The 25,946-nt window shown below is 70.1% G+C and carries 29 protein-coding genes; 22 read left to right on the top strand and 7 right to left on the bottom strand.

What is annotated here, in order from left to right; genetic code table 11:
- Positions 1-34: 34 nt before the first annotated feature.
- The 5 genes from prfA to VFZ92_RS12380 all read left to right on the top strand — a co-directional run bounded on the left by prfA (position 35) and on the right by VFZ92_RS12380 (position 5,399).
- Positions 35-1,099 (top strand): peptide chain release factor 1, encoded by a 1,065-nt coding sequence (gene prfA / locus VFZ92_RS12400; protein WP_330876021.1) that lies wholly within the window; start codon positions 35-37, stop codon positions 1,097-1,099.
- Positions 1,100-1,117: 18 nt separating this feature from the next.
- Positions 1,118-2,323, top strand: coding sequence for an acyl-CoA thioesterase/bile acid-CoA:amino acid N-acyltransferase family protein (locus tag VFZ92_RS12395; RefSeq protein WP_330876020.1), 1,206 nt, complete (start codon positions 1,118-1,120; stop codon positions 2,321-2,323).
- 9 nt (positions 2,324-2,332) lie between these two features.
- Positions 2,333-3,718 carry a dihydrolipoyl dehydrogenase gene (lpdA, locus tag VFZ92_RS12390; RefSeq protein ID WP_330876019.1) on the top strand — a complete coding sequence of 462 codons (1,386 nt, stop codon included), beginning with the start codon at positions 2,333-2,335 and terminating at the stop codon, positions 3,716-3,718.
- A 57-nt stretch (positions 3,719-3,775) separates the two neighbouring features.
- A complete protein-coding gene (gene prmC, locus VFZ92_RS12385; protein ID WP_330876018.1) occupies positions 3,776-4,639 on the top strand; it encodes a peptide chain release factor N(5)-glutamine methyltransferase in 864 nt (287 codons plus the stop codon).
- Between the two features lie 244 nt (positions 4,640-4,883).
- Positions 4,884-5,399 carry a hypothetical protein gene (locus tag VFZ92_RS12380; protein ID WP_330876017.1) on the top strand — a complete coding sequence of 172 codons (516 nt, stop codon included), beginning with the start codon at positions 4,884-4,886 and terminating at the stop codon, positions 5,397-5,399.
- 10 nt (positions 5,400-5,409) lie between these two features.
- Here VFZ92_RS12380 and VFZ92_RS12375 read toward each other — a convergent pair whose 3' ends face one another.
- The 4 genes from VFZ92_RS12375 to VFZ92_RS12360 are packed head-to-tail and all read right to left on the bottom strand — an operon-like array spanning position 5,410 to position 8,395.
- The gene (locus VFZ92_RS12375; protein WP_330876016.1) at positions 5,410-6,099 is read right to left on the bottom strand and encodes an ESX secretion-associated protein EspG; all 690 of its coding nucleotides are present in this window, start codon (positions 6,097-6,099) and stop codon (positions 5,410-5,412) included.
- Positions 6,096-7,334 (bottom strand): hypothetical protein, encoded by a 1,239-nt coding sequence (locus tag VFZ92_RS12370; protein WP_330876015.1) that lies wholly within the window; start codon positions 7,332-7,334, stop codon positions 6,096-6,098. Before VFZ92_RS12370 ends, VFZ92_RS12375 begins: the two co-directional genes overlap by 4 nt.
- Positions 7,335-7,365: 31 nt before the next feature.
- A complete protein-coding gene (locus tag VFZ92_RS12365; protein WP_330876014.1) occupies positions 7,366-7,917 on the bottom strand; it encodes a DUF3558 family protein in 552 nt (183 codons plus the stop codon).
- 19 nt (positions 7,918-7,936) lie between these two features.
- Positions 7,937-8,395, bottom strand: coding sequence for a hypothetical protein (locus tag VFZ92_RS12360; protein WP_330876013.1), 459 nt, complete (start codon positions 8,393-8,395; stop codon positions 7,937-7,939).
- Positions 8,396-8,674: 279 nt separating this feature from the next.
- Between VFZ92_RS12360 and VFZ92_RS12355 the strand changes: the two genes are divergently transcribed.
- The 11 genes from VFZ92_RS12355 (at position 8,675) to atpD (ending at position 18,450) form a co-directional block, all read left to right on the top strand.
- A complete protein-coding gene (locus VFZ92_RS12355; RefSeq protein WP_330876012.1) occupies positions 8,675-9,325 on the top strand; it encodes an L-threonylcarbamoyladenylate synthase in 651 nt (216 codons plus the stop codon).
- 80 nt (positions 9,326-9,405) lie between these two features.
- Positions 9,406-10,572 (top strand): MraY family glycosyltransferase, encoded by a 1,167-nt coding sequence (locus tag VFZ92_RS12350; RefSeq protein ID WP_330876011.1) that lies wholly within the window; start codon positions 9,406-9,408, stop codon positions 10,570-10,572.
- The gene (locus VFZ92_RS12345; protein WP_330876010.1) at positions 10,569-11,138 is read left to right on the top strand and encodes a Uma2 family endonuclease; all 570 of its coding nucleotides are present in this window, start codon (positions 10,569-10,571) and stop codon (positions 11,136-11,138) included. Before VFZ92_RS12350 ends, VFZ92_RS12345 begins: the two co-directional genes overlap by 4 nt.
- Before the next feature lie 105 nt (positions 11,139-11,243).
- Positions 11,244-11,696, top strand: coding sequence for a hypothetical protein (locus VFZ92_RS12340; RefSeq protein WP_330876009.1), 453 nt, complete (start codon positions 11,244-11,246; stop codon positions 11,694-11,696).
- 190 nt (positions 11,697-11,886) lie between these two features.
- On the top strand, positions 11,887-12,669 hold the full coding sequence (gene atpB / locus VFZ92_RS12335) for a F0F1 ATP synthase subunit A (RefSeq protein ID WP_330876008.1): 783 nt from the start codon (positions 11,887-11,889) through the stop codon (positions 12,667-12,669).
- A 67-nt stretch (positions 12,670-12,736) separates the two neighbouring features.
- Positions 12,737-12,979, top strand: coding sequence for an ATP F0F1 synthase subunit C (locus tag VFZ92_RS12330; protein ID WP_330876007.1), 243 nt, complete (start codon positions 12,737-12,739; stop codon positions 12,977-12,979).
- 41 nt (positions 12,980-13,020) lie between these two features.
- Positions 13,021-13,554, top strand: coding sequence for a F0F1 ATP synthase subunit B (locus VFZ92_RS12325; protein ID WP_330876038.1), 534 nt, complete (start codon positions 13,021-13,023; stop codon positions 13,552-13,554).
- Positions 13,555-13,564: 10 nt separating this feature from the next.
- Positions 13,565-14,392: a F0F1 ATP synthase subunit delta gene (locus tag VFZ92_RS12320; RefSeq protein WP_330876006.1), complete on the top strand. Its 828-nt coding sequence runs from the start codon at positions 13,565-13,567 to the stop codon at positions 14,390-14,392.
- A 65-nt stretch (positions 14,393-14,457) separates the two neighbouring features.
- On the top strand, positions 14,458-16,104 hold the full coding sequence (atpA, locus tag VFZ92_RS12315) for a F0F1 ATP synthase subunit alpha (RefSeq protein WP_330876005.1): 1,647 nt from the start codon (positions 14,458-14,460) through the stop codon (positions 16,102-16,104).
- A gap of 8 nt (positions 16,105-16,112) precedes the next feature.
- Positions 16,113-17,021, top strand: coding sequence for a F0F1 ATP synthase subunit gamma (locus VFZ92_RS12310; protein WP_330876004.1), 909 nt, complete (start codon positions 16,113-16,115; stop codon positions 17,019-17,021).
- Positions 17,014-18,450, top strand: coding sequence for a F0F1 ATP synthase subunit beta (atpD, locus tag VFZ92_RS12305; RefSeq protein WP_330876003.1), 1,437 nt, complete (start codon positions 17,014-17,016; stop codon positions 18,448-18,450). Before VFZ92_RS12310 ends, atpD begins: the two co-directional genes overlap by 8 nt.
- Before the next feature lie 66 nt (positions 18,451-18,516).
- On the opposite strand, the gene VFZ92_RS12300 is transcribed toward atpD, so the two are convergent.
- Positions 18,517-19,296: an IclR family transcriptional regulator gene (locus tag VFZ92_RS12300; protein ID WP_330876002.1), complete on the bottom strand. Its 780-nt coding sequence runs from the start codon at positions 19,294-19,296 to the stop codon at positions 18,517-18,519.
- A gap of 65 nt (positions 19,297-19,361) precedes the next feature.
- Here VFZ92_RS12300 and VFZ92_RS12295 point away from each other — a divergent pair, with 65 nt between their 5' ends.
- From VFZ92_RS12295 to VFZ92_RS12275, 5 genes are all read left to right on the top strand, one after another.
- Entirely contained in the window at positions 19,362-20,528 is a 1,167-nt protein-coding gene (locus tag VFZ92_RS12295) for a 4-hydroxybenzoate 3-monooxygenase (protein WP_330876001.1), read from the top strand.
- Between the two features lie 15 nt (positions 20,529-20,543).
- Entirely contained in the window at positions 20,544-21,719 is a 1,176-nt protein-coding gene (locus VFZ92_RS12290) for an aromatic acid/H+ symport family MFS transporter (RefSeq protein ID WP_330876000.1), read from the top strand.
- A gap of 278 nt (positions 21,720-21,997) precedes the next feature.
- Positions 21,998-22,363: a F0F1 ATP synthase subunit epsilon gene (locus VFZ92_RS12285; RefSeq protein WP_330875999.1), complete on the top strand. Its 366-nt coding sequence runs from the start codon at positions 21,998-22,000 to the stop codon at positions 22,361-22,363.
- Between the two features lie 28 nt (positions 22,364-22,391).
- Positions 22,392-22,826 (top strand): DUF2550 domain-containing protein, encoded by a 435-nt coding sequence (locus VFZ92_RS12280; RefSeq protein WP_330875998.1) that lies wholly within the window; start codon positions 22,392-22,394, stop codon positions 22,824-22,826.
- A gap of 14 nt (positions 22,827-22,840) precedes the next feature.
- Positions 22,841-23,293 carry a helix-turn-helix domain-containing protein gene (locus VFZ92_RS12275; RefSeq protein WP_330875997.1) on the top strand — a complete coding sequence of 151 codons (453 nt, stop codon included), beginning with the start codon at positions 22,841-22,843 and terminating at the stop codon, positions 23,291-23,293.
- 43 nt (positions 23,294-23,336) lie between these two features.
- On the opposite strand, the gene VFZ92_RS12270 is transcribed toward VFZ92_RS12275, so the two are convergent.
- Positions 23,337-23,909, bottom strand: coding sequence for a cob(I)yrinic acid a,c-diamide adenosyltransferase (locus VFZ92_RS12270; RefSeq protein WP_330875996.1), 573 nt, complete (start codon positions 23,907-23,909; stop codon positions 23,337-23,339).
- A 61-nt stretch (positions 23,910-23,970) separates the two neighbouring features.
- On the opposite strand from VFZ92_RS12270, the gene VFZ92_RS12265 reads away from it, so the two are divergent.
- Positions 23,971-24,279: a hypothetical protein gene (locus tag VFZ92_RS12265; protein ID WP_330875995.1), complete on the top strand. Its 309-nt coding sequence runs from the start codon at positions 23,971-23,973 to the stop codon at positions 24,277-24,279.
- Positions 24,280-24,491: 212 nt separating this feature from the next.
- Here the strand turns inward: VFZ92_RS12265 and murA are convergent, their stop codons facing one another.
- Positions 24,492-25,760, bottom strand: a complete 1,269-nt coding sequence (gene murA / locus VFZ92_RS12260; RefSeq protein WP_330875994.1) for a UDP-N-acetylglucosamine 1-carboxyvinyltransferase — start codon at positions 25,758-25,760, stop codon at positions 24,492-24,494.
- Between the last annotated feature and the right edge of the window lie 186 nt (positions 25,761-25,946).

The following is a 25,946-nucleotide window of genomic DNA, read 5'->3' as shown; positions in this document are numbered from 1 at the left end:
GTTCAGAAAGTGCAACGAAGCCACGGGAGTCGTCGTGAACCAGCCCCAGCCGCTCGAGGACCTGCTCGCCGAGCACGCCGATCTGGAGCGGCAGTTGGCCGACCCGGCCGTGCACGCCGACCAGGCGGGCGCGCGCAGGCTGGGGAAGCGGTACGCCGAGCTGGGGCCGATCGTGAGGGCTGTTCGGGATCTTGAGCAGGCCCGTGAGGACCTGGAAGCGGCGTCGGAGCTGGCCGAGGACGAGGCGTTCGCGGCTGAGGCCGAGGAGCTGAAGGTCAAGATCCCGCAGTTGGAGGCGAGGCTCACCGAGCTGCTGCTGCCGCGCGACCCGCACGACTCGTCGGACGTGGTCATGGAGATCAAGTCCGGCGAAGGGGGCGAGGAGTCCGCGCTGTTCGCGGGCGACCTGCTCCGGATGTACCTGCGGTACGCCGAGCGCCACGGCTGGAAGGCCGAGGTGCTCGACGGCACCGACTCGGACCTGGGTGGGTTCAAGGACGTGACGGTCGCGATCAAGAGCAAGGTCGACACCCCGGACGGGGTCTGGTCGCGGTTGAAGTTCGAGGGTGGTGTGCACCGCGTGCAGCGGGTGCCCGTGACGGAGTCGCAGGGGCGCATCCACACGTCGGCCGCCGGTGTCCTGGTGTTCCCGGAGACCGAGGACGTCGAGGTCGAGATCGACGAGAAGGACCTGCGGGTGGACGTGTTCCGCTCGTCCGGCAAGGGCGGGCAGTCGGTCAACACGACCGACTCCGCGGTCCGCATCACGCACCTGCCCACCGGCATCGTCGTGTCGTGCCAGAACGAGCGCAGCCAGCTCCAGAACAAGGCGCGCGCCATGGTCGTCCTCCAGTCCCGCCTGGTCGCGCTGGCCGAGGAGCAGGCGCAGCAGGACGCGTCCAACGCCCGCAAGAACCAGATCCGCACGGTGGACAGGTCCGAACGGGTGAGGACGTACAACTTCCCGGAAAGCCGCATCTCCGACCACCGGGTTGGGTACAAAGCACATAACCTGGACCAGGTGCTCGACGGTGACCTCGACGCGGTTCTCGACGCGCTCGCGGCGGCCGACCGGGCGGAGCGGCTCGCTGGTACGTGACTGTCGAGGAGGCGCGAGATGGCCGAGATCTTGGTCAATCCCCAGGAAGCGCCTCTGGACAGCCCGGTCGACGTGCTCGTGGTCGGCCTGCCCCCCGATTCCCGCGCGACCATCACGCTGACCACGGGTGACCGCTCGTCGTCCGCGGTGTTCGCGGCGGACGAGCGCGGTGTGGTCGACCTCACCCGGCACGCCCCGCTGGAGGGCGACTACTCCGGTGTGGACCCGATGGGCCTGTTCTGGTCGCTCCGGCGGGTCGCGGGCGAGCCCGGTCCGACGCTGCTGGAGGTCGACGGCGTCGGCAAGGTCGAACTCCAGCGCCTGACCGTGCCCGAGGGCGTTCGCCGGACGGTGGTGGACTCCGACGGGCTGTCGGGCGTGCTGTTCGAGCCGGACGACGGGGACACCTACCCCGGCGTGATCGTGCTCGGCGGCTCCGAGGGCGGCCTGCGCGAACTCGACGCGGCGCTCCTCGCGGGCCACGGGTTCACCGCGCTGGCGCTGGCCTACTTCGGTGCGCCTGGCGTGCCGGACCACCTGGTCGACGTGCCGCTGGAGTACTTCGGCAGGGCCGTGGCCTACCTGTCCGCCCGCGCGGGTGAGATCGGGGTGCTGGGCGGCTCCCGCGGCGGCGAGGCGGCGCTGCTGGTGGGCGCGACGTTCCCCGAGGTCCGGGCCGTGGTCAGCGTGGTCGGCAGCGGGGTCGTGACCCAGGGCATCGGCCCCGGTCGCAACCTGCTCCAGGTCCTCCAGCACGAGGCGGCGTCGTGGACGCTCAAGGGCGAGGCCCTTCCCTACCTGCCCTGCTCCGTTCCGGACGGTCTGCGCGCCGACGTGGTGGACGACGTGCCGACGAGCCTGGCGCGGGCGTTCGACCTGACCGACGGCGTTCCCGAGGAGACGGTCATCCCGGTCGAGCGCATCCTCGGCGGCGTGCTGCTGCTGTCGGCGGGCGACGACCGGAGCTGGCCGTCCACCGCGCTCAGCGAGATCGCCAAGCAGCGGCTGGACGAGCACGACCACCCCTTCCCGTACGAGCACGTGGTCTACCCGGACGCGGGGCACCTGATCGCCGGACCGCCCTACCGGCCGACGACGGACGTGCTCGTCCCCGGCCCGGACGTGGTGTTCGAGATGGGTGGCGCACCGCCCGCGACGGCGGCCGCCCGAGCGGATGCGTGGCGTCGGTCGCTCCAGTTCTTCTCGGAGCAGTTGGGCACCTAGTGTGGTGGCATGAGCGCACACTTTGACGTCGTGGTCCTCGGTGCGGGCCCTGGAGGGTACGTCGCCGCGATCCGGTCGGCCCAGCTCGGGTTGAAGACCGCGATCATCGAGGAGAAGTACTGGGGCGGTGTGTGCCTCAACGTCGGCTGCATCCCCTCGAAGGCCCTGCTGCGCAACGCCGAGCTGGCGCACATCGTCAACCACGAGGCGAAGGCGTTCGGCATGAAGGTCGACGGCACGATCAGCTTCGACTACGGCGTGGCGTTCCAGCGCAGCCGCAAGGTCGCCGACGGGCGCGTCAAGGGCGTGCACTTCCTGATGAAGAAGAACGGCATCACGGAGTACCAGGGGCGCGGCGAGTTCACCGACGACCACACGATCGTCGTCAACGGCGAGACGGTGACGTTCGACCACGCGATCATCGCGGCGGGCGCGACGACCCGGATGCTGCCCGGCACCGCCAAGAGCGACCGCGTGGTGACCTACGAGGAGCAGATCCTCAGCGAGGAGCTGCCCGAGAGCATCATCATCGCCGGCGCCGGCGCTATCGGCGTCGAGTTCGCCTACGTGATGCACAACTACGGCGTGAAGGTCACCATCGTCGAGTTCCTCGACCGGATGGTGCCCCTGGAGGACGTCGAGGTCTCCACCGAGCTGGCCAAGCGGTACCGCAAGCTCGGTGTCGAGGTCCGCACCGGCACCCGCGTCGAGTCGATCGACGAGTCCGGCCCGAAGGTGCGCGTCACCGTCACCAAGGACGGCGAGGAAGAGGTCCTGGAGGCCGACAAGGTCATGCAGGCCATCGGTTTCCAGCCGCGCGTCGAGGGCTACGGCCTGGAGAAGACCGGCGTGGAGCTGACCGACCGCGGTGCCATCGCCATCGACGGCCGCTGCCGCACCAACGTGCCGCACATCTTCGCCATCGGCGACGTGACGGCGAAGCTGATGCTCGCGCACGCGGCCGAGTCCATGGGCATCGTCGCCGCCGAGACCATCGGCGACGCCGAGACGATGGAACTCGACTACGTGATGATCCCGCGCGCCACGTTCTGCCAGCCGCAGATCGCGAGCTTCGGCTACACCGAGGCGCAGGCGCGGGAGAAGGGCTACGACGTCCAGGTGGCGAAGTTCCCGTTCACCGCCAACGGCAAGGCGCACGGCCTCAACGAGCCCGGCGGGTTCGTGAAGCTGATCAGCGACGGCACGCACGGTGAGCTGCTGGGCGCCCACATCATCGGCCCGGAGGCGACGGAGCTGCTGCCGGAGCTGACGCTGGCCCAGCAGTGGGACCTGACCGTCCACGAGGTCGCCCGCAACGTCCACGCGCACCCCACGCTGGGCGAAGCCGTCAAGGAAGCGGTGCACGGCCTGGCCGGGCACATGATCAACTTCTGAGTTCACGGACGTGTGGTGCCGGGCGCTGCGACCCGGCACCACGACTACCATCCGCGCATGAACCGACAGCCCATCCGCCTCGCCCTCGTCGAGGCGGAGCGCATGCTGACGGCGGCTGGTGTGGACAGTCCGCGCGTCGACGCCGAGTACCTCGCCGCCCACGTGCTCGGGGTCGAGCGGTCCCGGCTGCCCCTCATCCCCATGGTCGACCAGCAGGTGCTGGAAACCCTGCACAAGCTGGTGCGCAGGCGCGCCGAGCGCGTGCCGCTCCAGCACATCCTCGGCTGGTCGCCGATGGGCGCGATCACGGTCGACGTCGGCCCCGGCGTCTTCATCCCCCGACCCGAGACCGAGTTCCTGCTGGACTGGGCCCTGCGGCAGGTCAGGGGTGTCGACCGGCCGGTGGTGGTCGACCTGTGCACCGGTTCCGGCGTGCTCGCCCTGGCCACCGCCAACGCCCGGCCGGACGCCACCGTGCACGCCGTCGAGAAGGACGTGGACGCCCTCGCCTGGGCGCGCCACAACTCGGACGCCCGCGTGCTGGCGGGTGACACGCCGATCCGCCTGCACGCAGGCGACGTGACCGCCCCCGGCGTCCTGGTGGACCTGGAGGGGACCGTCGACCTGGTGCTGTGCAACCCGCCGTACGTCCCGGAGGGCACCCCCGTGCAGCCGGAGGTGGCCGACCACGACCCGCACGCCGCCGTCTTCAGCGGGGCCGACGGGCTCGACGTGATCCGCTCGGTGGTGGCGCTGACCGCCCGCCTGCTGCGCTCGGACGGTGTGGTGGCGATCGAGCACGACGACAGCCACGGCGAATCCGTGCCCGCGCTGCTGAGCGCGCGGAGGGTCCTCACCGACGTGGCCGACCACCGCGACCTGGCGGGCCGACCCCGATTCGCGACTGCTCGAAAGGTCTAGCGGACCACCGTTCGCGCTGGTGGGAGGGCTGCGGTGGAATAGTCCGCGCGGTGGCGCGCTTTCACCCGTTCGACTGTCGCGGGAGTGCGTATTTCCCATTTTTCTGGCAGAATTGCTCGCCGTCTATTCGGTGAGGAGTTCGATGTCTGTCAATAATCCGGACGAGTGGTCCGAATTCCGATTATGGCTCAACGCGCAGCTCGAATGGTTGCGCTGCGTAGAACCCCAGAAGGATTGTCGCCTTTTGGAGCAAGCCCGCGCCCTCTTCCCGGCGATCGGTGAGGAGGACGGTGCCACCCGCGCGGTGGCGGAGCTGGAACGCCTCGTGGAGAAGGCGTGGTCCGCCGAGGGCACGACGATGCTGCGCCACTACCTCGGCTACGCGCTCGCCACCAGGGCGGTCGAGGTCCGCCGGATGCTCGGTCCCGGCGGGGTCGTCATCGTGGAGGGGATCGCCGACCGCATCCTGGCGCTCGACACGTGCGACTCGGAGCTGGACGACTTCGCCGTGGCGCTGAAGAGGCGCAACCGGGCTCGGGAGCCGCGGACCGGTCAGCGCGCCGTGCCCGCGTTCGCCGCGCTGCTGCTGGTGTTCGGCGTCGTCCCGCTGGTGGCGGGCGGCCTGCTGGGCAGCGGACCACTGGTGAGCGTCGGCGTGCTGCTGTCCGTCGTGCTGCTGTGCGCGTTCGCCTGGCTGCTCCGCACCACCGGCGCGCACCGCGGTGTGCGCAGACCCGCCCACCTGAGCACGGGTCGCTGACGGTGGTCCCCTACCTGGCGCCAGGACGGCGGCCCGCCTCGGCCAGCGCGCGGCCGAGGTGCCGGGCCACGTCCTGGTTGTCGGCGGGTGCCACCGTCAGCCAGCCGTCGCCCGCGGGCACGGCCACGTAGCGCCCGGCGCGGGTGTCGAACCAGGTGACGACCTCGTCGCCGATCGCGAAGTGGCCGGTCCCCACCATCGGTTCGGACACCACGGCCCGCCCGACCCCGTCGCGCTCCGGCCGGTCCACCGCCGCCACCGGCACCGCCACCGGTTTGCCGGGACCGCGGCGGCGCGGCGGCAGCACACCCACGACCGCGGCCGCGAGCGCGTCGTCCGGCACCGGGGTCAGCGACACGGACAGCTCGTGCTGGACGACGAGGACGGCGTAGTCGCCGCGTGCCACCAGGCAAGCCCGCAGCAGCACCGGTTCCTCGACGTTCGGCATCCCCATCGCCACCACCCGCAGGTCCGGTTTGGCCAGCAGCCGCAGCGCGTCCTCCAGGTCCGGCTCGGGCCGCCCGCGCCGCACCAGCCCGCGGTGCTCCAGGTCCGTGTGCACCGCCGCCCGGATGCGGGCGCGCTCGTCGAGCGTGTCGCCGTACTGGGGGATCTCCAGCGGGTGCGGCAGACCACCGAACCGCAGGTCCTCCCACAGCACCTCGAACGCGGGCAGCGACAGCGTGGCGATCCCGCTCATCCGCCGATCACCGGAGGGGAGACCATCCGGTTGTCGCCGAAGTGCTCGTCGGTGGGGACGAGGTACTTCGCCTGGTGCTCCAGGTCCTCGCCGCCCTCACCCCTGGCACCGCCCGCGCCGCCACCGGCCGCGGCACCACCGCTCGCGCCGCCACCGGCCGCTGCCGCCGTGCCCCGCCCGCGTCCCGTGGTGCTTCGCGGCGCGGCGGCGCCAGGGGGGCCGAAGCCGCTGCCGGTCGGCCCGAATCCCGTCGTGGGGGCCCGACCGGACGTGCCTGGACGGCCCGCGTTGCCCGTCCTGCCTCCGCCCGCGCCGGATCCGCCGGGCAGCAGCGGGCGTCCGGTGCGGGGATCGCGAGCGACCGGTGGCTGTGGACCGGGGAAGTGCGCGGGCTGGCCGTTCTGCCGCGGCGGCGTGGACGGGGGAGGTGGCGTGGGGGTGGGCGGGCCCGCCCAGGAAGCGCCGGTGGTCCCGTCACCGACCCCACCGCCCTTGATCCCGCCGTATCTGATCCCGCCGTCCTTGATCCCACTGCCGCCGATCCCGCTGCCCGTGGTTCCGGTGTCCGCGTTCCCGCTGACACCGGTCGTTCCCACCCCGCCGCTGGTGTCGATCGTGCGGGTGTTCACCGACGAGGTCGTCGTCGTGGGATCCACGACCCCCCGTTCCCGGATGACCGACGGCACCTCGGCGAACTCGGGCATGGACGCCGTGGCGAAGCGCAACGCGTCGTCCCGCGACCGCATGACCGCCACGGCCTCGTCCTTGGCGGCCTCGGACTTCGCCCGCTGCACCGGCACCGTGAACGCCAGCGCACCGACCTGGAGGATGCTCCCGCTCGCCAGCGCGTCGGCGAACATCTTCTCCGGGTCGTACGGCACCGGGGGAGGCATCCGCGTCTTCGCCTCGTCGGCGGCGTTCGTCTGCTGCTGCAACGCGTTCCCGGTGGACGTGAAGTGCTCCCCGGTCGCGTCGCTGAACGACCCGACCTTCGCCAGCGCGCTCCGAGCCCTCTCGGCCGCCGCACCGGTCCACCCGCCCCGCGACCCGTTGACGATGATGCTGAAGTCCACCGCCAGCTCGGTCAACTGCCGCCCGACGTCCCTCCACCCGTCCGCGATCTCAGCGGCGGTGGTGGCGTTGAACTTCTCCTCGACCTGCCGCTTCAGCTCGACGTGCTCCTGTGCCGGGTAGTTCGCCGTCGGCTCCGGAACGACGGGCTTGGTACGGGCCATGGTGCATCCCCACTTCAGGAGGGTCGGAGATTCAGGGCAGCTTGGGGGCGATCAGCTCAGCGGCCTTGGTGGCCCGCTCGCAGGCCGCCGCGGTGTCGGTGGAGGACGGCTTGACGCCGCCGACGACCTGCACGCTGGCCGAGTCGGCGACGGAGATCACCACGTGGCAGAGGTCCAGGGCCCCGTTGGGTGCCTCGACCTTCGAGGACTCGTACTTCCCGATCTTGATCGAGGTGGCCTTGGCCCCCGCGTAGTCGAGGTCCTCGACGCTCCTGGCGGGGAGGACGTTGGCCGTGACCCCGCCGTTCGCGTCGATCCACTCGCAGCTCTGCCCGCCCGCGGTCTTGCGGGCCTCTCCCGGCGTGGGGAGGCTGAGTTGCGCGGCTTCCCCGGGGGACAGGAGATCGCAGGGCTTGACGTCGGCCAAGACCGACGCCCCCGCCCCCGAGGCGCTGCTCGGTGGACCGGAGGTCTCCGTCGTCGCCTCGGATCGAGCATTTCCCGTCTGTTCTACGGAGCAGCCCCCTCCGAACAGCGCGAGGGTCGTGGCGGCGACCAGGAGCGTCACGAAAGTGCGGTTCATGGCTGATTCGTCATTTCCATCAGAGGTTCTTGAACGTGGATGATTGGCCGCCATCGACGTTCTGGTACGAGGATCGGCTCTTCTTCAATTCCGCTTTGAGATCGTCGATCGCTTTCACGAGATCCGGTATCACCTCGCCTGCGGCCTGGGTGCCGACCTGTTTGTTCACGGCGCCGACGGCTTCCGCGTATCCGCCTCCGAGAGGAGTGGCCGTGGTGAGGATCGACGCCCGCTGCCTGATCTTGGCGAGTTCGTCCTGCATCTCGGTCAGCTTCTTCAGCATCGCGTCGACCACGTGCGGGTCCACCGACAGGGCCTGGGCCTCCGTGGCCGCGCCGATGGCGCGCGCGGCGGCGATGACGTCGCTCATCCCCATGGTCAGCAGGCTCGCCAACGAGCCACCGCCCTGCCGCCGGTACTGGTCGAACGCGTAGGCCTGCACGGTCTGCGCCGCGGCGGCGCTGTCTTCCCCGGCCAACACGGACCCCTTTCCCGCATCACACTCCGTACTCGACCGGTGACGGTACCGAGCGGAACTCGCACCGGGACCGAGTTCACGGGGTTACGCCCGTTCGGGGGATCCGAAAAACCGATCGGGTAATGCGTGGCCGCATTTTTGCGCCTCCCGAACAACGCATTCCCGAACGCGGGCGAAAGCAGTCGGAACGGCCGAGCCCGGATGGCCGGACCGCGCGCCCCGCGACTCCGGGTCGCCCACGTCGAGACGCGGGACCGGGGGATCACTACGCTGGTCCGGGTGAGCACGGTCTACGACACCAGCGAGTTGAACAACCGCGCGGCGGGCCTCGCGGCGGCCGCGGGCGCGGTGCGGTCGGGACGACTGGTCGTCTTCCCGACGGACACCGTGTACGGCTTGGGCTGCGACGCGTTCGACGCGGCCGCCGTGCGCTCCCTGCTGGAGGCGAAGGGGCGCGGGCCGGACATGCCCGTGCCGGTGCTCGTCGGGTCGTGGACGACGATCGACGGGCTGGTGCTGAGCGTGCCGCGCCAGGCGCGCGCGCTGATCGAGGCGTTCTGGCCGGGCGGGTTGTCGCTCGTGCTGCCGCACGCGCCGTCGCTGTCGTGGGACCTCGGCCGGACCAGGGGCACCGTGATGCTGCGCATGCCGCTGCACCCGGTCGCGCTGGAGCTGCTGCGCGAGGTCGGGCCGATGGCCGTGTCGAGCGCCAACAAGACGGGTTTCGCGCCCGCGGCGACGGCGGTCGACGCGCGCGACCAGCTCGGTGAGTCGGTGCCGGTGTACCTGGACGGCGGCGAGTCGGGGGAGAACGTGGCCTCGACGATCGTCGACCTGACGGGCCCCGAGGCGGTCGTGCTGCGGGAGGGTGCCGTGCCGGTGAGCGCGGTGTCCGAGGTGCTGGGCCTGGAAGTCGAGGTCGCCCACTAGTGGATCTTGATCTTGCGAGTACGGTGGCACCAGCACTCATCGCCGCTCACCCGGCCTCACCGAGGGGTTAGCCTCCAGCCGTGGGCCAGCTGCCTGTCTCCGCGTCAACCGTCCTCCCCGTCCGGGAATACCTCCTCGTCTGCCTGACAGCCGCGGTGGTCACCTTCCTGCTCGTCGGTCTGGTCCGCGTGTTCGCCTTCAAGATCGGCGCCGTGGCCTACCCCCGGCAGCGCGACGTGCACGTCAAGCCGATGCCCCGGATGGGCGGCCTCGCCATCTACGGCGGCGTCCTCGGCGGCATGTTCCTCGCCCACCAGCTGCCGGTCCTGCGCTCGGCGTTCGACTTCTCCAACGACCCGTACGCCGTCATCGTCGGCGGCGGCGTGATCGTGCTCGTCGGGGTGCTCGACGACCGGTTCGAACTCGACTCGCTCACCAAGCTCGCGGGCCAGGTCACGGCGGCCGGTCTGCTGGTGCTGTTCGGCTTGCAGTGGCTGGTGTTCTGGGTGCCGTGGGGCGACAACGGCGCGGGCACGGGCTCGCTGCTGTCGCTGGACCAGAACCAGGGCGCGCTGCTGAGCGTGCTGCTCGCCGTGACGATGGTGAACGCGATGAACTTCGTCGACGGCCTCGACGGCCTCGCCGCGGGCATCGGCCTCATCGCCGCCGTGGCCACGTGCGCGTTCTCCATCGGCCTGCTCGCGAAGAACCAGGGCGACGTCGGCGCGTACCCGCCGGCCCTGATCGCGGCCACGCTCGCGGGCGCCTGCCTCGGTTTCCTGCCGCACAACTTCAACCCGGCGCGCATCTTCATGGGCGACTCGGGCTCGATGCTGATCGGCCTCATGCTCGCCGCCGCCACGACGTCGGCGTCCGGCAAGCTGAACTACGCCAGCCTCGGCGCCCCCGACCTGCTCGCGCTGCTGTCGCCGCTGCTGGTCGTCGCCGCCGTGCTGTTCGTGCCGCTGCTCGACCTGATGATGGCCGTCGTCCGCCGCACCCGCCGCGGCGAGAGCCCGTTCTCCGCCGACAAGATGCACCTGCACCACCGGCTGCTGGAGATCGGCCACTCGCAGCGCCGCGCCGTGCTGCTCATCTACCTGTGGGCCGGTGTGCTGGCGTTCGGCGCCGTGGCCCTCACCCTGTTCGACGTACGCGTGGTGGCCTGGTGCTTCGGCCTCGGCCTGCTGGTGGCGCTGTTCGTCAGCGCGATCCCCCGACTGCGCGAGGTCCGGCGCGGCCAGTGAACGGCGCGGCCAACCACCTGCTCACCATCGCCGAGTACGCGGAACTCGGCGAGTGCGGGACGGGGTACGCCGAACTGGTCGAGGGGCGGCTGCTGCTCTCGCCCGGCCCGACGCCCGACCACAACCTCGCCTCCGCCGAGCTGTACTACCAGCTCCGGCCGCAGCTCCCCGATCCGCTGGTGGTGCTCCAGGGCGTCGACGTGGACCTCGAACTCGCCCCGGCCGACCAGCCGGGGTTCTCCCGCCGCCCCGACCTGGTCGTCGCGCTGCGCTCGGCGAAGGCGCGGGTCCGCGCGGAGGCCGGGCTGTTCCGCGCGTCGGAGGTCGTCGTGGCGGTGGAGATCGTGGTGCCGGACTCGCGGCGCACCGACACCGTGGCGAAGTGGACCGAGTACGCCGACGCGGGCGTGCCGCACTACTGGATGGTCGACATCGCCGGGCCGGTCTCGCTCGTGGCGGGGCGGCTCGTCGAGGGCGGCGGCTACGAGGAGTCGCCCGCCGTCACCGGTGGGTTCACCACCGTCGACCCGTGCCCCCTGCTGCTGCACCTCGACCGCATGACGTGAACGCGGCGGCAATTGCTCGCCGAACCTTCATGCGCGGTTCACCTGCCACACCCGAATCACCACCTGCGCGAAAGGGTGGAAATCCAACCTCTTACACTCGGTGGCATGAGCGAGACCAGCGAAGGCCTGACTCATGCCGGAGTGGTGCGCAACCTGGCGGGCGCGATGTTCCGCGGTGCGCTCATCCCGACCGTGGTCACGGTGGTCCTGGCCGTCGTGGTGTTCGGGGTGCTCAACGGGGTTCCCGGAGCGGTCGGTGCCCTGGTCGGCGGCGTGGTGATCATCGCGTCTTCTTTGGCGACGTTGTGGTTGATGCACCGGACCGCCGCTCTGGAAGTGCACTTCGTGATGGCCGCGGCACTCGGCGGATTCATGCTCAAGATGCTGGTGTTGCTCGGAGTAATGATTCTGCTGCGCGATGTGGAGTTCCTGCACACCAACTCGGTGGCAATCACGATGGTGGCGACGATTCTGGTCACCGCGGGGACCGAGGCGCGTGCGTCCAAGCGGACCAGGACGCCCAACGTCATCCCCGCGGCGCCCGGTGACGCCGCTTAAGCCGTACGCCCGTCCGGGAAGTCCCTACCGGCTGATATGGTTCGCCCGCAGACCTGAACGCCCCCTCCTCCGGCTTGGCCGAGGGGGGTGCCGCTGGCAGGTGTCTGCGGTCCGTAAGGTACGTTAAGTCCTGATCGTGACGATTCCCCCGGCGGAGTGAACGCCGGCCGGGAGAACCGGAAGGAGCCCAGTGGGCGAGCTGGTGCTGGCCGAGGGTGGAGAGTTCGTTCCCCCCGGTGCGAAGGATTTCTTCCTGCCACCGATCTTCGGTGAAGTGACCAAGCCGATGGTGCTGGTCGTTCTGTCGGTCATCATCATCGCGGTGTTCTTCCTGCTCGCCACGCGCAGCTTCAAGCTGGTGCCGAGCAAGTTCCAGTTCATCGCCGAGTCGGTTTACGACATGGGCCGCAACTCGATCGCGCGTGAGCAGATCGGTGGCAAGGACTTCAAGCCCTTCGTGCCCCTGATCGTCACGCTGTTCACCTTCATCCTGGTGAACAACCTCTTCGGGATCATTCCGCTGATCCAGTTCCCGACGATGTCGCACATCGGCTTCCCGCTCGCGATCTCCGTGCTCGTGGTGTACCCCGTTTACCACTTCGTCGGGTTCAAGCGGCACGGTTTCGTGGGCTACCTGCGCAACCAGCTGTTCCCGCCGGGCGTGCCGAAGCCGGTTTACCTCCTGCTGGCGCCGATCGAGTTCTTCTCGAAGTTCATCATGAACCCGATCACGCTGGCGATCCGAGTGTTCGCCGCGATGTTCGCGGGTCACCTCATCCTGTTGGTGTTCACCCTGGCCGGTGAGTACCTGCTCCTCGAAGCCGGCGGCGCGTTGAAGCCTGTTTCGCTGCTGTCTTTCGCCTTCGCCATCGCGATGACGTTCCTCGAGGCGTTGATCCAGGTCATCCAGGCCTACATCTTCGCCCTGCTGTCCGCCAGCTACATCGGTATGGCGCTGGCCTCAGACCACTGAGCGACAACACCAAGCCCCCGCTCCGCGCCATCCGCGGAGCGAGTTCGAAAGGGATACGCAAGTGAGCATGGTTCTTGCACAGGCCGCCGAGGCAGTCAACATCAACCCGGGCCTCGCCCTCATCGGCTACGGCCTCGGCGCGATCGGCCCCGGCATCGGCGTGGGTCTCATCTGGGCCGCGGTCATCAACGGCACCGCTCGTCAGCCGGAGGCCCGTGGCCCGCTGATGAACATCGCGTGGACGACCTTCGTGCTCGTCGAGGTGCTCGCCCTGATCGGCCTCGTGCTCTTCTTCATCGCTTCGGCCTAATCACCGGCCTCATCGCGTAGGGAGACGTCGTGGTGAACACCTTGATCCTGGCCGCAGAGGAACCGAGCCCCGTGCTGCCGCACACCTCGGAACTCATCCTCGGCCTGATCGCCTTCCTGCTCCTGCTCTGGGTCATGCAGAAGTTCGTGGCCCCCCGCTTCGAAGCGCTCTACTCCGAGCGCGCCGCGAAGATCGAGGGCGGCATCGAACGCGCCGAGCAGGCCCAGGCGCAGGCGCAGAAGATGCTCGACGAGTACAAGGAGCAGTTGGCCGAGGCTCGCGCCGAGGCTGCCCGCATCCGGGACGACGCGCGCGCCGAGGGCACGCAGATCGTCGAGGAGCTGCGCGAGCAGGCCCAGGCCGAGTCCGCGCGGATCGTCGCGCAGGGCCAGCACCAGTTGGACGCGCAGCGCGCCCAGATCGTCGCGGAACTCCGCGCCGACCTCGGCAAGGTTGCCGTGCAGCTGGCGGGCAAGGTGGTGGGCGAGGCGCTGGAGGACGAGGCCCGTCGCCGCGGCACTGTCGACCGCTTCCTCAACGAGCTGGACGCCGTAGCGGCGCCGGCGACCAAGTAAGAGGACGCCGATGACGTTCCACGCAGCGAGTCGAGAGGCTCTGGCGGCCGCTGAACTGCGGTTGCTCGAACTCGTCGACGCCACGACCGACGCCGACGAGCTGTCGACCCTCGGGGAGGAACTCTTCTCCGTGGTGAGCCTGCTCACCGCGCAGCCGCAGCTGCGGCGCGCGCTCGGCGACTCCTCGTCCGACCGCGCGGGCCGCGAGCAGCTCGTGAAGGGCTTGCTGTCGGGCCAGGTCTCCGCGGGGACCCTCCAGGTCCTCGTCGCGGTGGTCACCTCGAAGTGGTCCAGCCCCCGCGAACTGGTCGACGGCGTCGAGTCGCTCGCCCAGACCGCGCTGCTGGTCCGTGCCGAGCGGGACAACCGCCTCGACGCGGTGGAGGACGAGCTGTTCCGGCTCGGCCGCATCGTCGCGGGGTCGCAGAACTTCGAACTGGTGCTGTCCGACCACTCGGTCGAGCCCGCCCGCAAGGTCGAGCTCGTCGACAGCCTGCTCGCGGGCAAGGTCGAACCGGTCACGAAGACGTTGGTCGACCAGCTCGTGCGCGAGCCCCGCGGTGCGCACGTCGTCGACGGGCTCATGCGGCTCGCCGACCTCGCGGCCAAGCGCCGTGAACGCTCGGTGGCCCACGTCCGCTCCGCGGTCGAGTTGAGCGCGGAGCAGCAGGAGCGCCTCTCGGCGACCCTGACCAGGATCTACTCACGACCGATCGCACTGCACGTCGAGGTTGACGCCTCGCTCGCCGGTGGCCTGCTGATCAAGATCGGCGACGAGGTCATCGACGGAAGCGTGGCTGGTCGGTTGGCGGCACTCCGCCGCGACCTCGCCGGCTGACCAAAAACCGGAACCGCGGCTTCACCAAGCCCCTTTCCCTTGAACGAAGTGAGAGCAGGAACGACATGGCGGAGCTGACGATCTCGTCGGACGAGATCCGCAGTGCGATCGAGAAGTACGTCTCGAGCTACTCCCCGGAGGTCAACCGGGAAGAGGTCGGTGTCGTTGCCGAGACCTACGACGGCATCGCCATCGTCGAAGGCCTGCCCGGCACGATGACGAACGAGATCCTGGAATTCCCCGGCGGGGTTCTCGGAGTAGCGCTGAGCCTCGAGGTCCGCACCATCGGTGCGGTCATCCTCGGTGACTTCGACAAGATCGAAGAAGGCCAGGAGGTCAAGCGGACCGGCACGGTGCTCTCCGTGCCCGTCGGCGACGGCTTCCTCGGCCGCGTGGTGAACCCGCTGGGCGCCCCCATCGACGGTCTCGGCGACATCGTCGCCGACGACAACCGCGCCCTGGAGCTCCAGGCCGCGTCGGTGCTCCAGCGCCAGCCGGTCGCCGAGCCGATGCAGACGGGCATCAAGGCGATCGACGCCATGACCCCCATCGGCCGCGGCCAGCGCCAGCTGATCATCGGCGACCGCAAGACCGGCAAGACCGCGGTCTGCGTCGACACGATCATCAACCAGAAGAAGGCCTGGGAATCCGGCGACCCGAAGCAGCAGGTCCGCTGCGTCTACGTCGCCATCGGTCAGAAGGGCTCCACCATCGCGGGCGTCAAGGCCGCGCTGGAGGAGGCGGGCGCCCTGGAGTACACGACGATCGTCGCGGCTCCGGCTTCCGACTCCGCGGGCTTCAAGTGGCTGGCCCCGTACGTCGGCTCGGCCATCGGCCAGCACTGGATGTACCAGGGCAAGCACGTCCTGATCGTGTTCGACGACCTGACCAAGCAGGCCGAGGCGTACCGCGCCATCTCCCTGCTGCTGCGCCGCCCGCCGGGCCGCGAGGCCTACCCCGGCGACGTCTTCTACTTGCACTCGCGCCTGCTGGAGCGTTGCGCGAAGCTGTCGGACGAGATGGGCGCGGGCTCGATGACGGGTCTCCCGATCATCGAGACCAAGGCGAACGACGTGTCGGCGTACATCCCGACCAACGTCATCTCGATCACCGACGGCCAGTGCTTCCTGGAGTCGGACCTCTTCAACGCCGGTGTGCGCCCGGCCGTCAACGTGGGTATCTCGGTCTCCCGCGTCGGTGGCTCCGCGCAGATCAAGGCGATGAAGGACGTGTCCGGCTCGCTGCGCCTCGACCTGTCGCAGTTCCGCGAGCTGGAGGCGTTCTCCGCCTTCGCCTCGGACCTCGACCCGGCGTCGCGCGCCCAGCTCGACCGCGGTGGTCGCCTGGTGGAGCTGCTCAAGCAGGGCCAGTACTCCCCGGTGCCCGTCGAGGAGCAGGTCGTCTCGATCTTCCTCGGCACCAAGGGCTACCTGGACTCGGTCCCGGTCGGCGACATCCGCCGCTTCGAGTCCGAGTACCTGGAGTACGTCCGGCGCAACAACGCGGACATCCTCTCGGGCATCCGCGAGACGAAGAAGTTGCCGGACGACGCCAAGCAGGCCATCGTTGACTCCGTCAACGCGTTCAAGCAGCAGTTCACCGCAACGGACGGTTCCTCGGTCGTTCCCGAGTCGCACGCCAAGGCGATGGACGCCGACAAGGTCGGACACGAGTCGGTGAAGGTCAACCGACCCGCTCCGGCGGAGAAGTGACGTAGGCCATGGCCGCACAGATTCGCGAGCTGCGCCAACGGATCCGCACGGTCAACTCGACCAAGAAGATCACGAAGGCGTACGAGCTCATCGCCACGTCGCGTCTCGCCAAGGCGCAGGGAAGGGTCGCCGCCTCGCGCCCCTACGCGGACGAGATCACTAACGTGCTCTCCGCGTTGGCCGAGGCCTCGGCGAACCTGGACCACCCGCTGCTGGTGGAACGCGAGAACCCCAAGCGCGCCGCTGTTCTGGTCGTGACGAGCGACAAGGGCATGTGCGGTGGCTACAACTCCAACGTGCTCAGGGCTGCGGAGGAGCTGATCGCCCTCCTGCGTTCGCAGGGCAAGGAGCCCGTGCTGTACGCCCTCGGCCGCAAGGCCGTCGGGTACTACAAGTTCCGCCAGCGCGACGTGGCGGAGGCGTGGACCGGCTTCTCGCAGACGCCGCTCTACGTCAACGCCGCCGAAGCGGGCGACGCGGTCGTGAACGCGTTCCTGGCCGGCATCGAGGGTGAGGGCGGTGTGGACGAGATCCACGTCGTCTACACCGAGTTCAAGTCGATGCTGAGCCAGTCGCCGGTCGCCAAGCGGATCGCGCCGATGGACGTCGAGTACGACGCCCGTCCGACCGGTCCGGTGGCGATCTACGACTTCGAGCCGGACGCGAAGACGCTCCTCGGCGCGTTGCTGCCGAAGTACGTCAAGACGCGGCTGTTCTCCGCGCTGCTGGAGTCGGCGGCGTCGGAGTCGGCCGCGCGGCGGACGGCGATGAAGGCCGCGACGGACAACGCGACCGAGCTCGTCAAGACGCTCAGCAGGCAGGCGAACGCGGCCCGTCAGGCCCAGATCACCCAGGAGATCAGCGAGATCGTCGGTGGCGCCTCCGCGCTTACCGGTGGCGCAGGAAGTGATGAGTGACATGAGTGCTACTGCCACCACCACCCGCACCGGCCGTGTGGTCCGGGTGATTGGTGCCGTGGTCGACGTGGAGTTCCCGCGCGGCGCGGTTCCCGAGTTGTTCAACGCCCTCAACGCGGACATCACGTTCGAGGCCGTTGCCAAGACGCTGACCCTGGAAGTCGCCCAGCACCTCGGCGACAACCTGGTCCGCACGATTTCGATGCAGCCGACCGACGGTCTGGTCCGCGGCGCGCCGGTGCGCGACACGGGCAAGGCCATCTCGGTGCCGGTGGGCGACGTGGTCAAGGGCCACGTGTTCAACGCCCTCGGCGACTGCCTCGACGAGCCCGGCCTCGGCCGGGACGGCGAGCAGTGGGGCATCCACCGCAAGGCGCCCGCCTTCGACCAGCTCGAGGGCAAGACCGAGATCCTGGAAACGGGCATCAAGGTCATCGACCTGCTGACCCCGTACGTCAAGGGCGGCAAGATCGGTCTGTTCGGCGGCGCGGGCGTGGGCAAGACGGTGCTCATCCAGGAGATGATCACCCGTATCGCCCGCGAGTTCTCCGGCACGTCCGTGTTCGCGGGCGTCGGCGAGCGCACCCGTGAGGGCACCGACCTCCTCCTGGAGATGGAGGAGATGGGCGTTCTCTCCGACACCGCGCTGGTGTTCGGTCAGATGGACGAGCCGCCGGGCACGCGCATGCGCGTCGCCCTGTCCGCGCTGACGATGGCGGAGTACTTCCGCGACGTCCAGGGCCAGGACGTGCTGCTGTTCATCGACAACATCTTCCGCTTCACCCAGGCGGGCTCCGAGGTCTCGACCCTCCTCGGCCGCATGCCGTCGGCCGTGGGCTACCAGCCCACCCTGGCCGACGAGATGGGTGAGTTGCAGGAGCGGATCACGTCGACCCGCGGCAAGTCGATCACCTCGCTCCAGGCGATCTACGTCCCCGCGGACGACTACACCGACCCCGCCCCGGCGACGACCTTCGCCCACCTGGACGCGACGACGGAACTCTCCCGTCCGATCTCCCAGAAGGGCATCTACCCCGCGGTGGACCCGCTGTCGTCCTCGTCTCGGATCCTCGAGCCGTCGATCGTCGGCGAGGAGCACTACCGCGTGGCGCAGGAGGTCAAGCGGATCCTCCAGAAGTACAAGGAACTCCAGGACATCATCGCCATCCTGGGCATGGACGAGCTGTCCGAGGAGGACAAGGTCCTCGTCGGTCGCGCCCGTCGCCTGGAGCGCTTCCTCGGCCAGAACTTCATCGTGGCCGAGAAGTTCACCGGTCAGCCCGGCTCGTTCGTGTCCATCAAGGACACCATCGAGGCGTTCGACCGCGTCTGCAAGGGCGAGTTCGACCACTACCCCGAGCAGGCGTTCTTCAGCTGCGGCGGTCTTGACGACGTCGAGGCCAACGCGAAGAAGCTCGCAGGCGAGTAGTTCTTCCGCTCCACCCGACAAGGCCACCCCCGTTCGCGGGGGTGGCCTTGTCGCTGTGCGCTCCGCTCAGGTCGGGGTGCCGCGCGACGGCGAGCGCACCGCGCTGGGCGCCCGCAGCGCGCGGGAGATCCCCCGCGCCGCCGCCCGGACGGCCGGCACGAGGCTCGCGACGTCGGTGCCCTCGTTCGGCACCACGATCGACACCGCCGCCACCACGCCGTCGTCGGGCCCCCGGATCGGTGCCGCGACGGACAGGGTGATCAGCTCGATCTGGCCGTCGCTGACCGCGTACCCCTCGCGGCGCACCCGTGCGAGCTTCTCCCGCAGCGCGGACGGCGTGCAGATCGTCTTGGGGGTGAACGTCCGCATCGGGCTGTGCAGGGCCAGCTCCTGGACGTCGGGCGGCGCGTGGGCGAGCATCGCGAGCCCCACCCCGGTCGCGTGGACGGGCAGCCTGCTGCCGATCCTGGTGACCACGTTGACGGCGTTGTGGGCCGAGATGCGCTCGACGTAGACCGCCTCCAGGCCGTCGCGCACGGCCAGCTGCACGTTCTCGTGCGTGACCTCGTACAGGTCCTCCAGGAAGGGCAGGGCGCGCTCCCGCAGGCCGAGGCTGCCCGGTGTGAGGGCCGCGAGCTCGAACAGCCGCAGGCCGACGTGGTAGCGGCCTTCGTCGTCCCGGTCCAGCGCACCCCACTCCACCAGCTCGTTCACCAGGCGGTGCGTGGTGCTCAGGGCCAGGCCCGCGCTGCGGCTCAGCTCGGACAGGTTCGCGGACGGTCGTTGCTCGGAGAAGACGCTCAGCAGGGTGAAGAGCCGCCCCGCGACGGACTTCGGTGTCGTCACCCGTCCAGGATGGCCTTCCGGTGAGTGGAAAGTCCACTCGCTGTGGACAGCGGACCCCCACCACGATGTCCCGGGTGCGTACCCAGGTCGGAATCATCGGAGCCGGACCCGCGGGACTGCTGCTGTCCCACCTGCTGCACCTCGAAGGCATCGACTCCGTCGTGCTGGAGGCCCGCAGCCGGGTCTACGTCGAGAGGCGGGTGCGGGCGGGCGTCGTCGAACAGCCCACCGCGGACCTGCTCAGGGAGGTCGGCCTCGCCGACCGGATGGACAGGGAGGGACTACCGCACCACGGGTTCTCGCTGCGGTTCGACCGCGAGGACCACCGCATCCCGATCACGGAGCTGACCGGGAGCACGATCACCGTCTACGGCCAGCAGGAGATCGTCAAGGACCTCATCGCGGCGAGGCTCGCGGCGGGCGGCGACATCCGGTTCGAGGTGTCCGGCGTGGCCGTGCACGACGTCGAGACGGACCGGCCGCGGATCACGTTCGACGGCGGCGAGCTGGAGTGCGACGTGGTCGCGGGCTGCGACGGCTTCCACGGCGTCTCCCGCGGCGCCATCCCGGACACCGTGCTCAGGACGTTCGAGCAGGTCTACCCGTTCGCGTGGCTCGGTCTGCTGGCCAAGGCCGAGCCGTCGCACGAGGAGCTGATCTACACCAGCCACGAGCGCGGGTTCGCGCTGCACAGCATGCGCTCGCCGGAGGTGACCCGGCTCTACCTCCAGGTCGAGCCGGACGAGCGCATCGAGGACTGGTCGGACGACCGCATCTGGGACGAGCTGCACCTGCGGCTGGAGACCGACGACGGCTTCGAGCTCCAGGAGGGGCCGGTGATCGAGAAGGGCATCACGCCGATGCGCGGCTTCGTCGCCGAGCCGATGCGGCACGGACGGCTGTTCCTCGCGGGCGACGCCGCCCACATCGTGCCGCCCACCGGCGCCAAGGGGATGAACCTCGCCATCGCCGACGTGCTGGTGCTCTCCCGTGCGCTGTCCGCGTTGCTGAACAGGGGCGAGACCGACCTGGTCGAGTCCTATTCGGACACCTGCCTGCGCCGGGTGTGGCGCGCGCAGGGCTTCTCCAACCACATGACCACGATGCTGCACCGAACACCGGGCGCGGAGGACTACCACCACCGGCTCCAGCTCTCGCAACTGCGCTACACCGCGACGTCGTCCGCCGCTGCCACGAGCCTCGCGGAGAACTACGTCGGCCTGCCCTTCTGAGCACCGGAGGTCGCCATGTCCACCAACCGCTGGGTCCTGCCGCTGAGCTGGGCGGCGGTGCTGCTGGACGGGTTCGACCTCGTGGTGCTCGGCACCGTGCTGCCCGTGCTGCTCCAGGACGAGGTCTGGGGCCTCACGCCCGCGAGCGCGTCGATCGTCTCCACCGTCGGTCTGGTGGGCATGATGCTCGGCGCGCTCGCGATCGGCACGGTCACCGACGTCATCGGCAGGCGCAAGGCCCTCGTGCTCGCCGTGGCGAGCTTCTCGCTCTTCACGCTGCTGTGCGCGTTCTCCCCGTCGGTGCTCGCGTTCGGGCTGCTGCGGTTCCTCGCCGGGATCGGCCTCGGCGGCTGCCTGCCGACCGCCATCGCGCTGGTGAACGAGTTCTCCCACGTCGACCGCCGCGGCCGGTCGACCACGTTCATCATGACCGGCTACCACGTCGGCGCGGTCTTCACGGCCCTGCTGGGCATCGTGGTGATCCCGTCGTTCGGCTGGCGCGCCCTGTTCGTCATCGGCGCCGCGCCCGCGCTCGTCCTGGTGCCGCTGATGTGGCGCACCCTGCCCGAGTCGCGCGCCTTCGAACCCGCCCCCGTCAAGGACGTCATCGGGTCGATCTTCAAGCCCGGTCTCGTGCGCGCCACGCTCGCGTTCTGGGTCGCGTCCTTCATGGGCCTGCTGCTCGTCTACGGCCTCAACACGTGGCTGCCGCAGATCATGCGCGCCGCGGGCTACCCGCTCGGCGCCGCGCTGAGCCTGCTGCTGACGTTGAACATCGGCGCCGTGATCGGCCTGCTCGTCGCCGGGTACGTGGCCGACCGCTTCGGCGTCCGGCGCTCCACCACCGCCTGGTTCGCCCTCGCCGCGGTGGCGCTGGCCCTGCTGAGCGTGAAGCTCCCCGGCGTCGGCGTGTACGCCGCCGTGCTCGTCGCGGGCTGCTTCGTGTTCAGCGCCCAGGTCCTGGTGTACGCCTACGTGGGCCGCGTGTACTCCGACGCGAACCGCGCCACCGGACTCGGCTGGACGGCGGGTGTGGGCCGCGTCGGCGCCATCTGCGGACCGCTGCTCGGCGGGGCCCTGCTGACCGCGGGCGTCGCGTACCCGTGGGGCTTCTACGCCTTCGCGCTCGTCGCCGCGCTGGGCGCGGGGGCCGTGTTCGCCATCGGCTCCCGCACCCGCGTGGACGCCTAGCGGGGAGGAAGGAGGTCACGACCTCACCAGCACCTGCGCGGTGCCGGGGAAGCGCAGGACGAGCACCGCGGATCCTCGCCGCGCAGCGGGTACGCGGCGCGGAGGGGGACCGCGACCGGGTCCGAGGACCACCGGACACCGGCCGGGCCGCCGAGGTCGCGAGCCGCCGTCGGGCCTGGCAGGCCCCCGATCGGGGCGGTGTGACCAGGCCGGGGCGGCGAGGTGGTCACCCGACCGTTTAGACTGCGGTTCGACTCCAGTCGACGAGGGAGATACGCGTGGCCGAGATGACCGTCCAGTTGGTCGCCGTTGAACGCCGTCTGTGGTCGGGCACGGCCACGTCGGTGGTCGCCCAGACGACCGAGGGCGAGATCGGCGTACTTCCGGGCCACGAGCCCATGCTCGGCCAGCTGGTCGAGGGTGGCGTGGTCCGCATCCGCACGACCGACGGCGAGCTGGTGACCGCCGCCGTCTACGGCGGGTTCCTGTCCGTGACCGGCTCCGCGGTGAGCGTGCTCGCCGAGGACGCCGAACTCGCGGACGAGATCGACGTCGAGCAGGCGCGGTCCGCCGCGAAGGACTCGGACGACGTCCAGCGAGGGCGGGCACTCGCCGCCTTGCGCGCCGCCGGACACCCGGCCTGAGACCGGACGCGGACGAGCGGGTATCGCCGTGGGGATCGCCGAGATTGTCGGGGTGGTCCTGTTCGTGGTGGTCGTGGGCCTGGCGTACTTCGCCTGGCGCCGACTCAGATTGCTCCGCGCGGGCGGCGTGCACGTGGCACTCCGCCTGCGCCAGGACGACAGCGGCCGGGGCTGGCACCTCGGCGTCGGCCGCTACCAGGGTGATGAGTTCGTCTGGTTCCGCGTCCTGAGCCTCGGCTCCGGTCCGAACCAGATCATCACCCGCGAAGGCCTGGAGATCGACGACCGGCGCGAACCGGCCGCCTCGGAGACCTACGCGATGCCCGCGGGCTCCACGGTGCTCCGGTGCCGCAGTTCCACGGGGAGCGAGATCGAGATCGCGATGGGCCCGGACGCGCTGACAGGATTCCTGTCCTGGCTTGAGTCAGCGCCTCCGGGCCGTTCCATTCCCTGGGCCAGTTAGGCGTCCTGCCTGCTATGGCCATCGGGAACGACCTCCTGTTCGCGGGCGAACGCGGTCGGCGGCAGGCCACGGCGCTGATGAGCGCGCTGCCCTCGAACGGCGTGGTGTTCACCGCCGAAGTGGACGACGGCTCCGCCGTCCCGGTGCCGGTCGAGTTGTCGGAGATCATCGCCAGGGTCGTCCACGCCGTGGCGCGGGGTCACGCCGTCACGGTCGACGCGAGGTCCGCCGAGTTCGAGTTGACCACCACCGAGGCGGCGCACCTGCTGGGCGTGTCGCGCCCCGCCCTCATGCGCGAGATCAACGCTGGCGAGATCCCCTCCCACGAGGTCGGTCCCCACACCCGCTTGCGCGCGGCCGACGTGCTCAAAGAGCAGCACGACCGCGGGAAGCGGCAATCGGCGGCGTTCGAGGAACTGCGCGCACGGGAAGAGGACTGGTCCGGTCCACCCCGCTCGCCGAGGTGAGCGGTCGCTCGCCTCGGCGGCATCCCGGTCAGGCCGAGGCCTGCTAGGCGTTCTGCCCCGGCTTCCACAGCACGTCGCCGTCCGGGTTGGCCACGCGCGCCAGGATGAACAGCAGGTCCGACAGCCGGTTCAGGTACTTCGCGGTCAGCACGTTCGTGCGTTCCGCGTCCGCCTCCAGCAGCGCCCACGTGCTGCGCTCCGCCCGCCGCGAGATCGTTCGCGCCTGGTGCAGCAGCGCGGCGCCGGGGGTGCCGCCGTTGAGGATGAACGAGTCCAGCTTGCCCGTGCGCGCGTTGTACTCGTCGCACCAGCCCTCCAGCCGGTCCACGTACACCTGCGTGACGCGCAGCGGTGGGTGCTCCGGCTCGGGGACGATCGGCGTGCACAGGTCCGCGCCGACGTCGAACAGGTCGTTCTGCACCTTCTGGACGACCTCGTGGACGTCCTCGGCGAGCGCGCCGAGCGCCAGCGCGACCCCGAGGGACGCGTTGGTCTCGTCCACGTCCGCGTACGCGACGATCCGGGGATCGGTCTTGGGCACCCGTGAGAAGTCGCCGAGTCCGGTCGTGCCGTCGTCGCCGACCCGCGTGTAGATCTTGGTGAGGTGAACCGCCATGCCCAGCACTCTAGTTCGGTGATCCGTGCGGTGGCTGCGTCGGTGATCGCGGAGGCGGAGGATGGGCGGTGTGAACGCGTGGATCCAGACCCTGGTGCTGATCGTGGTCCTCGGCCTGCTGGCGGGGGTGCTGCGGTGGGCGTTCGGCAACGACCGGCGGGCTGTCCCCGACTACACCGGTGACGACTTCGGCCTGCTGAACGAGGTGGCCGTCGTGCCGACCGAGGAGGCCGCGCGGGTGCTGGCCAAGCGCTTGCGAACAGCGGGCATCAAGGCGACGGCGGTGCGGGGCGCGGAGCCGGGCGCCTACCGGGTGATGGTGTTCCCGGTGGACGTGCCGGACGCGAAGCTGCTGCTGCGAGACGTGTAGGCAGGTCTTCGCGCTCCCGCCGCGTCGAGTCGCGCGCGCCCACGGGCGTGAAGCGGGACGGGGCGCGCCGAGCACGCGCGCACCCCGGTACCGCCAGGCCGTCCGACGACCCCGCGGACCGGTTCCGGCGACCGTCGGGACCGGGCGCTTCGACCGCCGACCCGGTGCTCGGTCCCCGAACCCGCGTTCGGGGACCGAGTCCGGTCACGGCACTAGCCGCTGACGCGCTCGACGCTGGCACCGAGCTTGCGGAGGTTCTCCACGAAGCCGGGGTAGCCGCGTTCGATGTGGAAGATCTCGTACACCTCGGTGGCGCCGTCGGCGCACAGGCCCGCCAGCACGAGACCCGCGCCCGCGCGGATGTCCGACGCCCACACCGGGGCGCTGGAGAGGCGTTCGACGCCGCGGACGACGGCGTGGTGGCCGTCGGTGCGGGCGTCGGCACCCAGGCGGATCATCTCCTCGATGAACCGGAACCGGGCCTCGAACAGGTTCTCGGTGATCATCGACGTGCCCTCGGAGACCGTGGACAGCGCGATGGCGAACGGCTGGTTGTCGGTCGCGAAGCCGGGGTAGGGCAGGGTGACGAAGTCGACCGACTTGGGCCGCCCCTCCTGCACCACGCGGAAGCCCTCGTCCGGGCCACCCTCGTAGGTGGTGACCTCGGCGCCCGCCATGCGGAGCTTCTCCAGCACGAGGTCGATGTGGTGCGGGTTCACGCCGCGGACGCGGATGTCGCCGCGGGTCATGGCGGCGGCGAACGCCCACGTGGCGCCGACGATCCGGTCGCCGACGACGCGGTGCTGCGTCGGGTTGAGGCTGTCGACGCCGTGCACGGTCAGCGTGGACGTGCCCGCGCCCTCGATCTTGGCGCCCATCTGCTGGAGCATCCGGCAGATGTCGATGATCTCCGGCTCGCGGGCCGCGTTGTCGATCACCGTCGTGCCCTTGGCCAGCACCGCGGCCATCAGGATGTTCTCGGTCGCGCCGACGCTCGGGAAGTCGAGCCAGATCTGGGCGCCGTGCAGGCCCTCGGCGTTCGCGACGACGCAGCCGTGCTCGATCTCCGTCGTGGCGCCGAGCTTGCGCAGGCCCGCCTGGTGCATGTCGAGCGGGCGCGAGCCGATCGCGTCACCGCCGGGCAGCGCCACGACCGCGCGCTTGCAGCGGCCGACGAGCGGGCCGAGCACGCACACCGAGGCGCGCAGCTTGCCCATCGCCTCGGAGTCCGCGCGGTGGTTCAGCTCGCCCGGCGTGGTGATGGTGACCACATCGCCCTCGATGACCACGACGCACCCGAGGCTCCGCAGCACGTCCGCCATGAGCGGCACGTCCAGGATCTCGGGGCAGTTCGTGATGGTCGAGGTGCCTTCGGCGAGCAGGGCCGCCGCCATCAGCTTCAACACGCTGTTCTTCGCCCCGACGACGTCGACCTCGCCGACCAGGCGCGCCCCGCCGTGTACCCGGAAATGCTCACTCACTGGAGAACTCCTCAACGCTTGCCCCTGATGGGCGATCCTACGGAGGTTCTGGATCGAGCCCGTGCCTGAGCCCCTCGGAGTGCGGACGGGCGGTGGGGGGTCCACCGGGGGCGGCGGCGCGTCCACCACCGGGTGCCCAGGACCGATTCAGTGAGCAACGGCACGTGGACGCGGTGTTACTGGTCA

Source organism: Umezawaea sp. (assembly GCF_036375055.1).
Lineage (GTDB): Bacteria > Actinomycetota > Actinomycetes > Mycobacteriales > Pseudonocardiaceae > Umezawaea.
The sequence above is the reverse complement of the archived record's forward strand: the minus strand, read 5'-3'. Positions and strand labels throughout refer to the sequence as shown.

Coding starts and splice junctions, on each gene's coding strand:
- VFZ92_RS12395 (WP_330876020.1), top strand. CDS start 1,118: ATGGCCGAGATCTTGGTCAATCCCCAGGAAGCGCCTCTGGACAGCCCG.
- lpdA (WP_330876019.1), top strand. CDS start 2,333: ATGAGCGCACACTTTGACGTCGTGGTCCTCGGTGCGGGCCCTGGAGGG.
- prmC (WP_330876018.1), top strand. CDS start 3,776: ATGAACCGACAGCCCATCCGCCTCGCCCTCGTCGAGGCGGAGCGCATG.
- VFZ92_RS12375 (WP_330876016.1), bottom strand. CDS start 6,099: ATGAGCGGGATCGCCACGCTGTCGCTGCCCGCGTTCGAGGTGCTGTGG.
- VFZ92_RS12370 (WP_330876015.1), bottom strand. CDS start 7,334: ATGGCCCGTACCAAGCCCGTCGTTCCGGAGCCGACGGCGAACTACCCG.
- VFZ92_RS12365 (WP_330876014.1), bottom strand. CDS start 7,917: ATGAACCGCACTTTCGTGACGCTCCTGGTCGCCGCCACGACCCTCGCG.
- VFZ92_RS12340 (WP_330876009.1), top strand. CDS start 11,244: ATGAGCGAGACCAGCGAAGGCCTGACTCATGCCGGAGTGGTGCGCAAC.
- VFZ92_RS12330 (WP_330876007.1), top strand. CDS start 12,737: ATGGTTCTTGCACAGGCCGCCGAGGCAGTCAACATCAACCCGGGCCTC.
- VFZ92_RS12320 (WP_330876006.1), top strand. CDS start 13,565: ATGACGTTCCACGCAGCGAGTCGAGAGGCTCTGGCGGCCGCTGAACTG.
- atpA (WP_330876005.1), top strand. CDS start 14,458: ATGGCGGAGCTGACGATCTCGTCGGACGAGATCCGCAGTGCGATCGAG.
- VFZ92_RS12310 (WP_330876004.1), top strand. CDS start 16,113: ATGGCCGCACAGATTCGCGAGCTGCGCCAACGGATCCGCACGGTCAAC.
- atpD (WP_330876003.1), top strand. CDS start 17,014: ATGAGTGACATGAGTGCTACTGCCACCACCACCCGCACCGGCCGTGTG.
- VFZ92_RS12295 (WP_330876001.1), top strand. CDS start 19,362: ATGTCCCGGGTGCGTACCCAGGTCGGAATCATCGGAGCCGGACCCGCG.
- VFZ92_RS12290 (WP_330876000.1), top strand. CDS start 20,544: ATGTCCACCAACCGCTGGGTCCTGCCGCTGAGCTGGGCGGCGGTGCTG.
- VFZ92_RS12275 (WP_330875997.1), top strand. CDS start 22,841: ATGGCCATCGGGAACGACCTCCTGTTCGCGGGCGAACGCGGTCGGCGG.
- VFZ92_RS12270 (WP_330875996.1), bottom strand. CDS start 23,909: ATGGCGGTTCACCTCACCAAGATCTACACGCGGGTCGGCGACGACGGC.
- VFZ92_RS12265 (WP_330875995.1), top strand. CDS start 23,971: ATGGGCGGTGTGAACGCGTGGATCCAGACCCTGGTGCTGATCGTGGTC.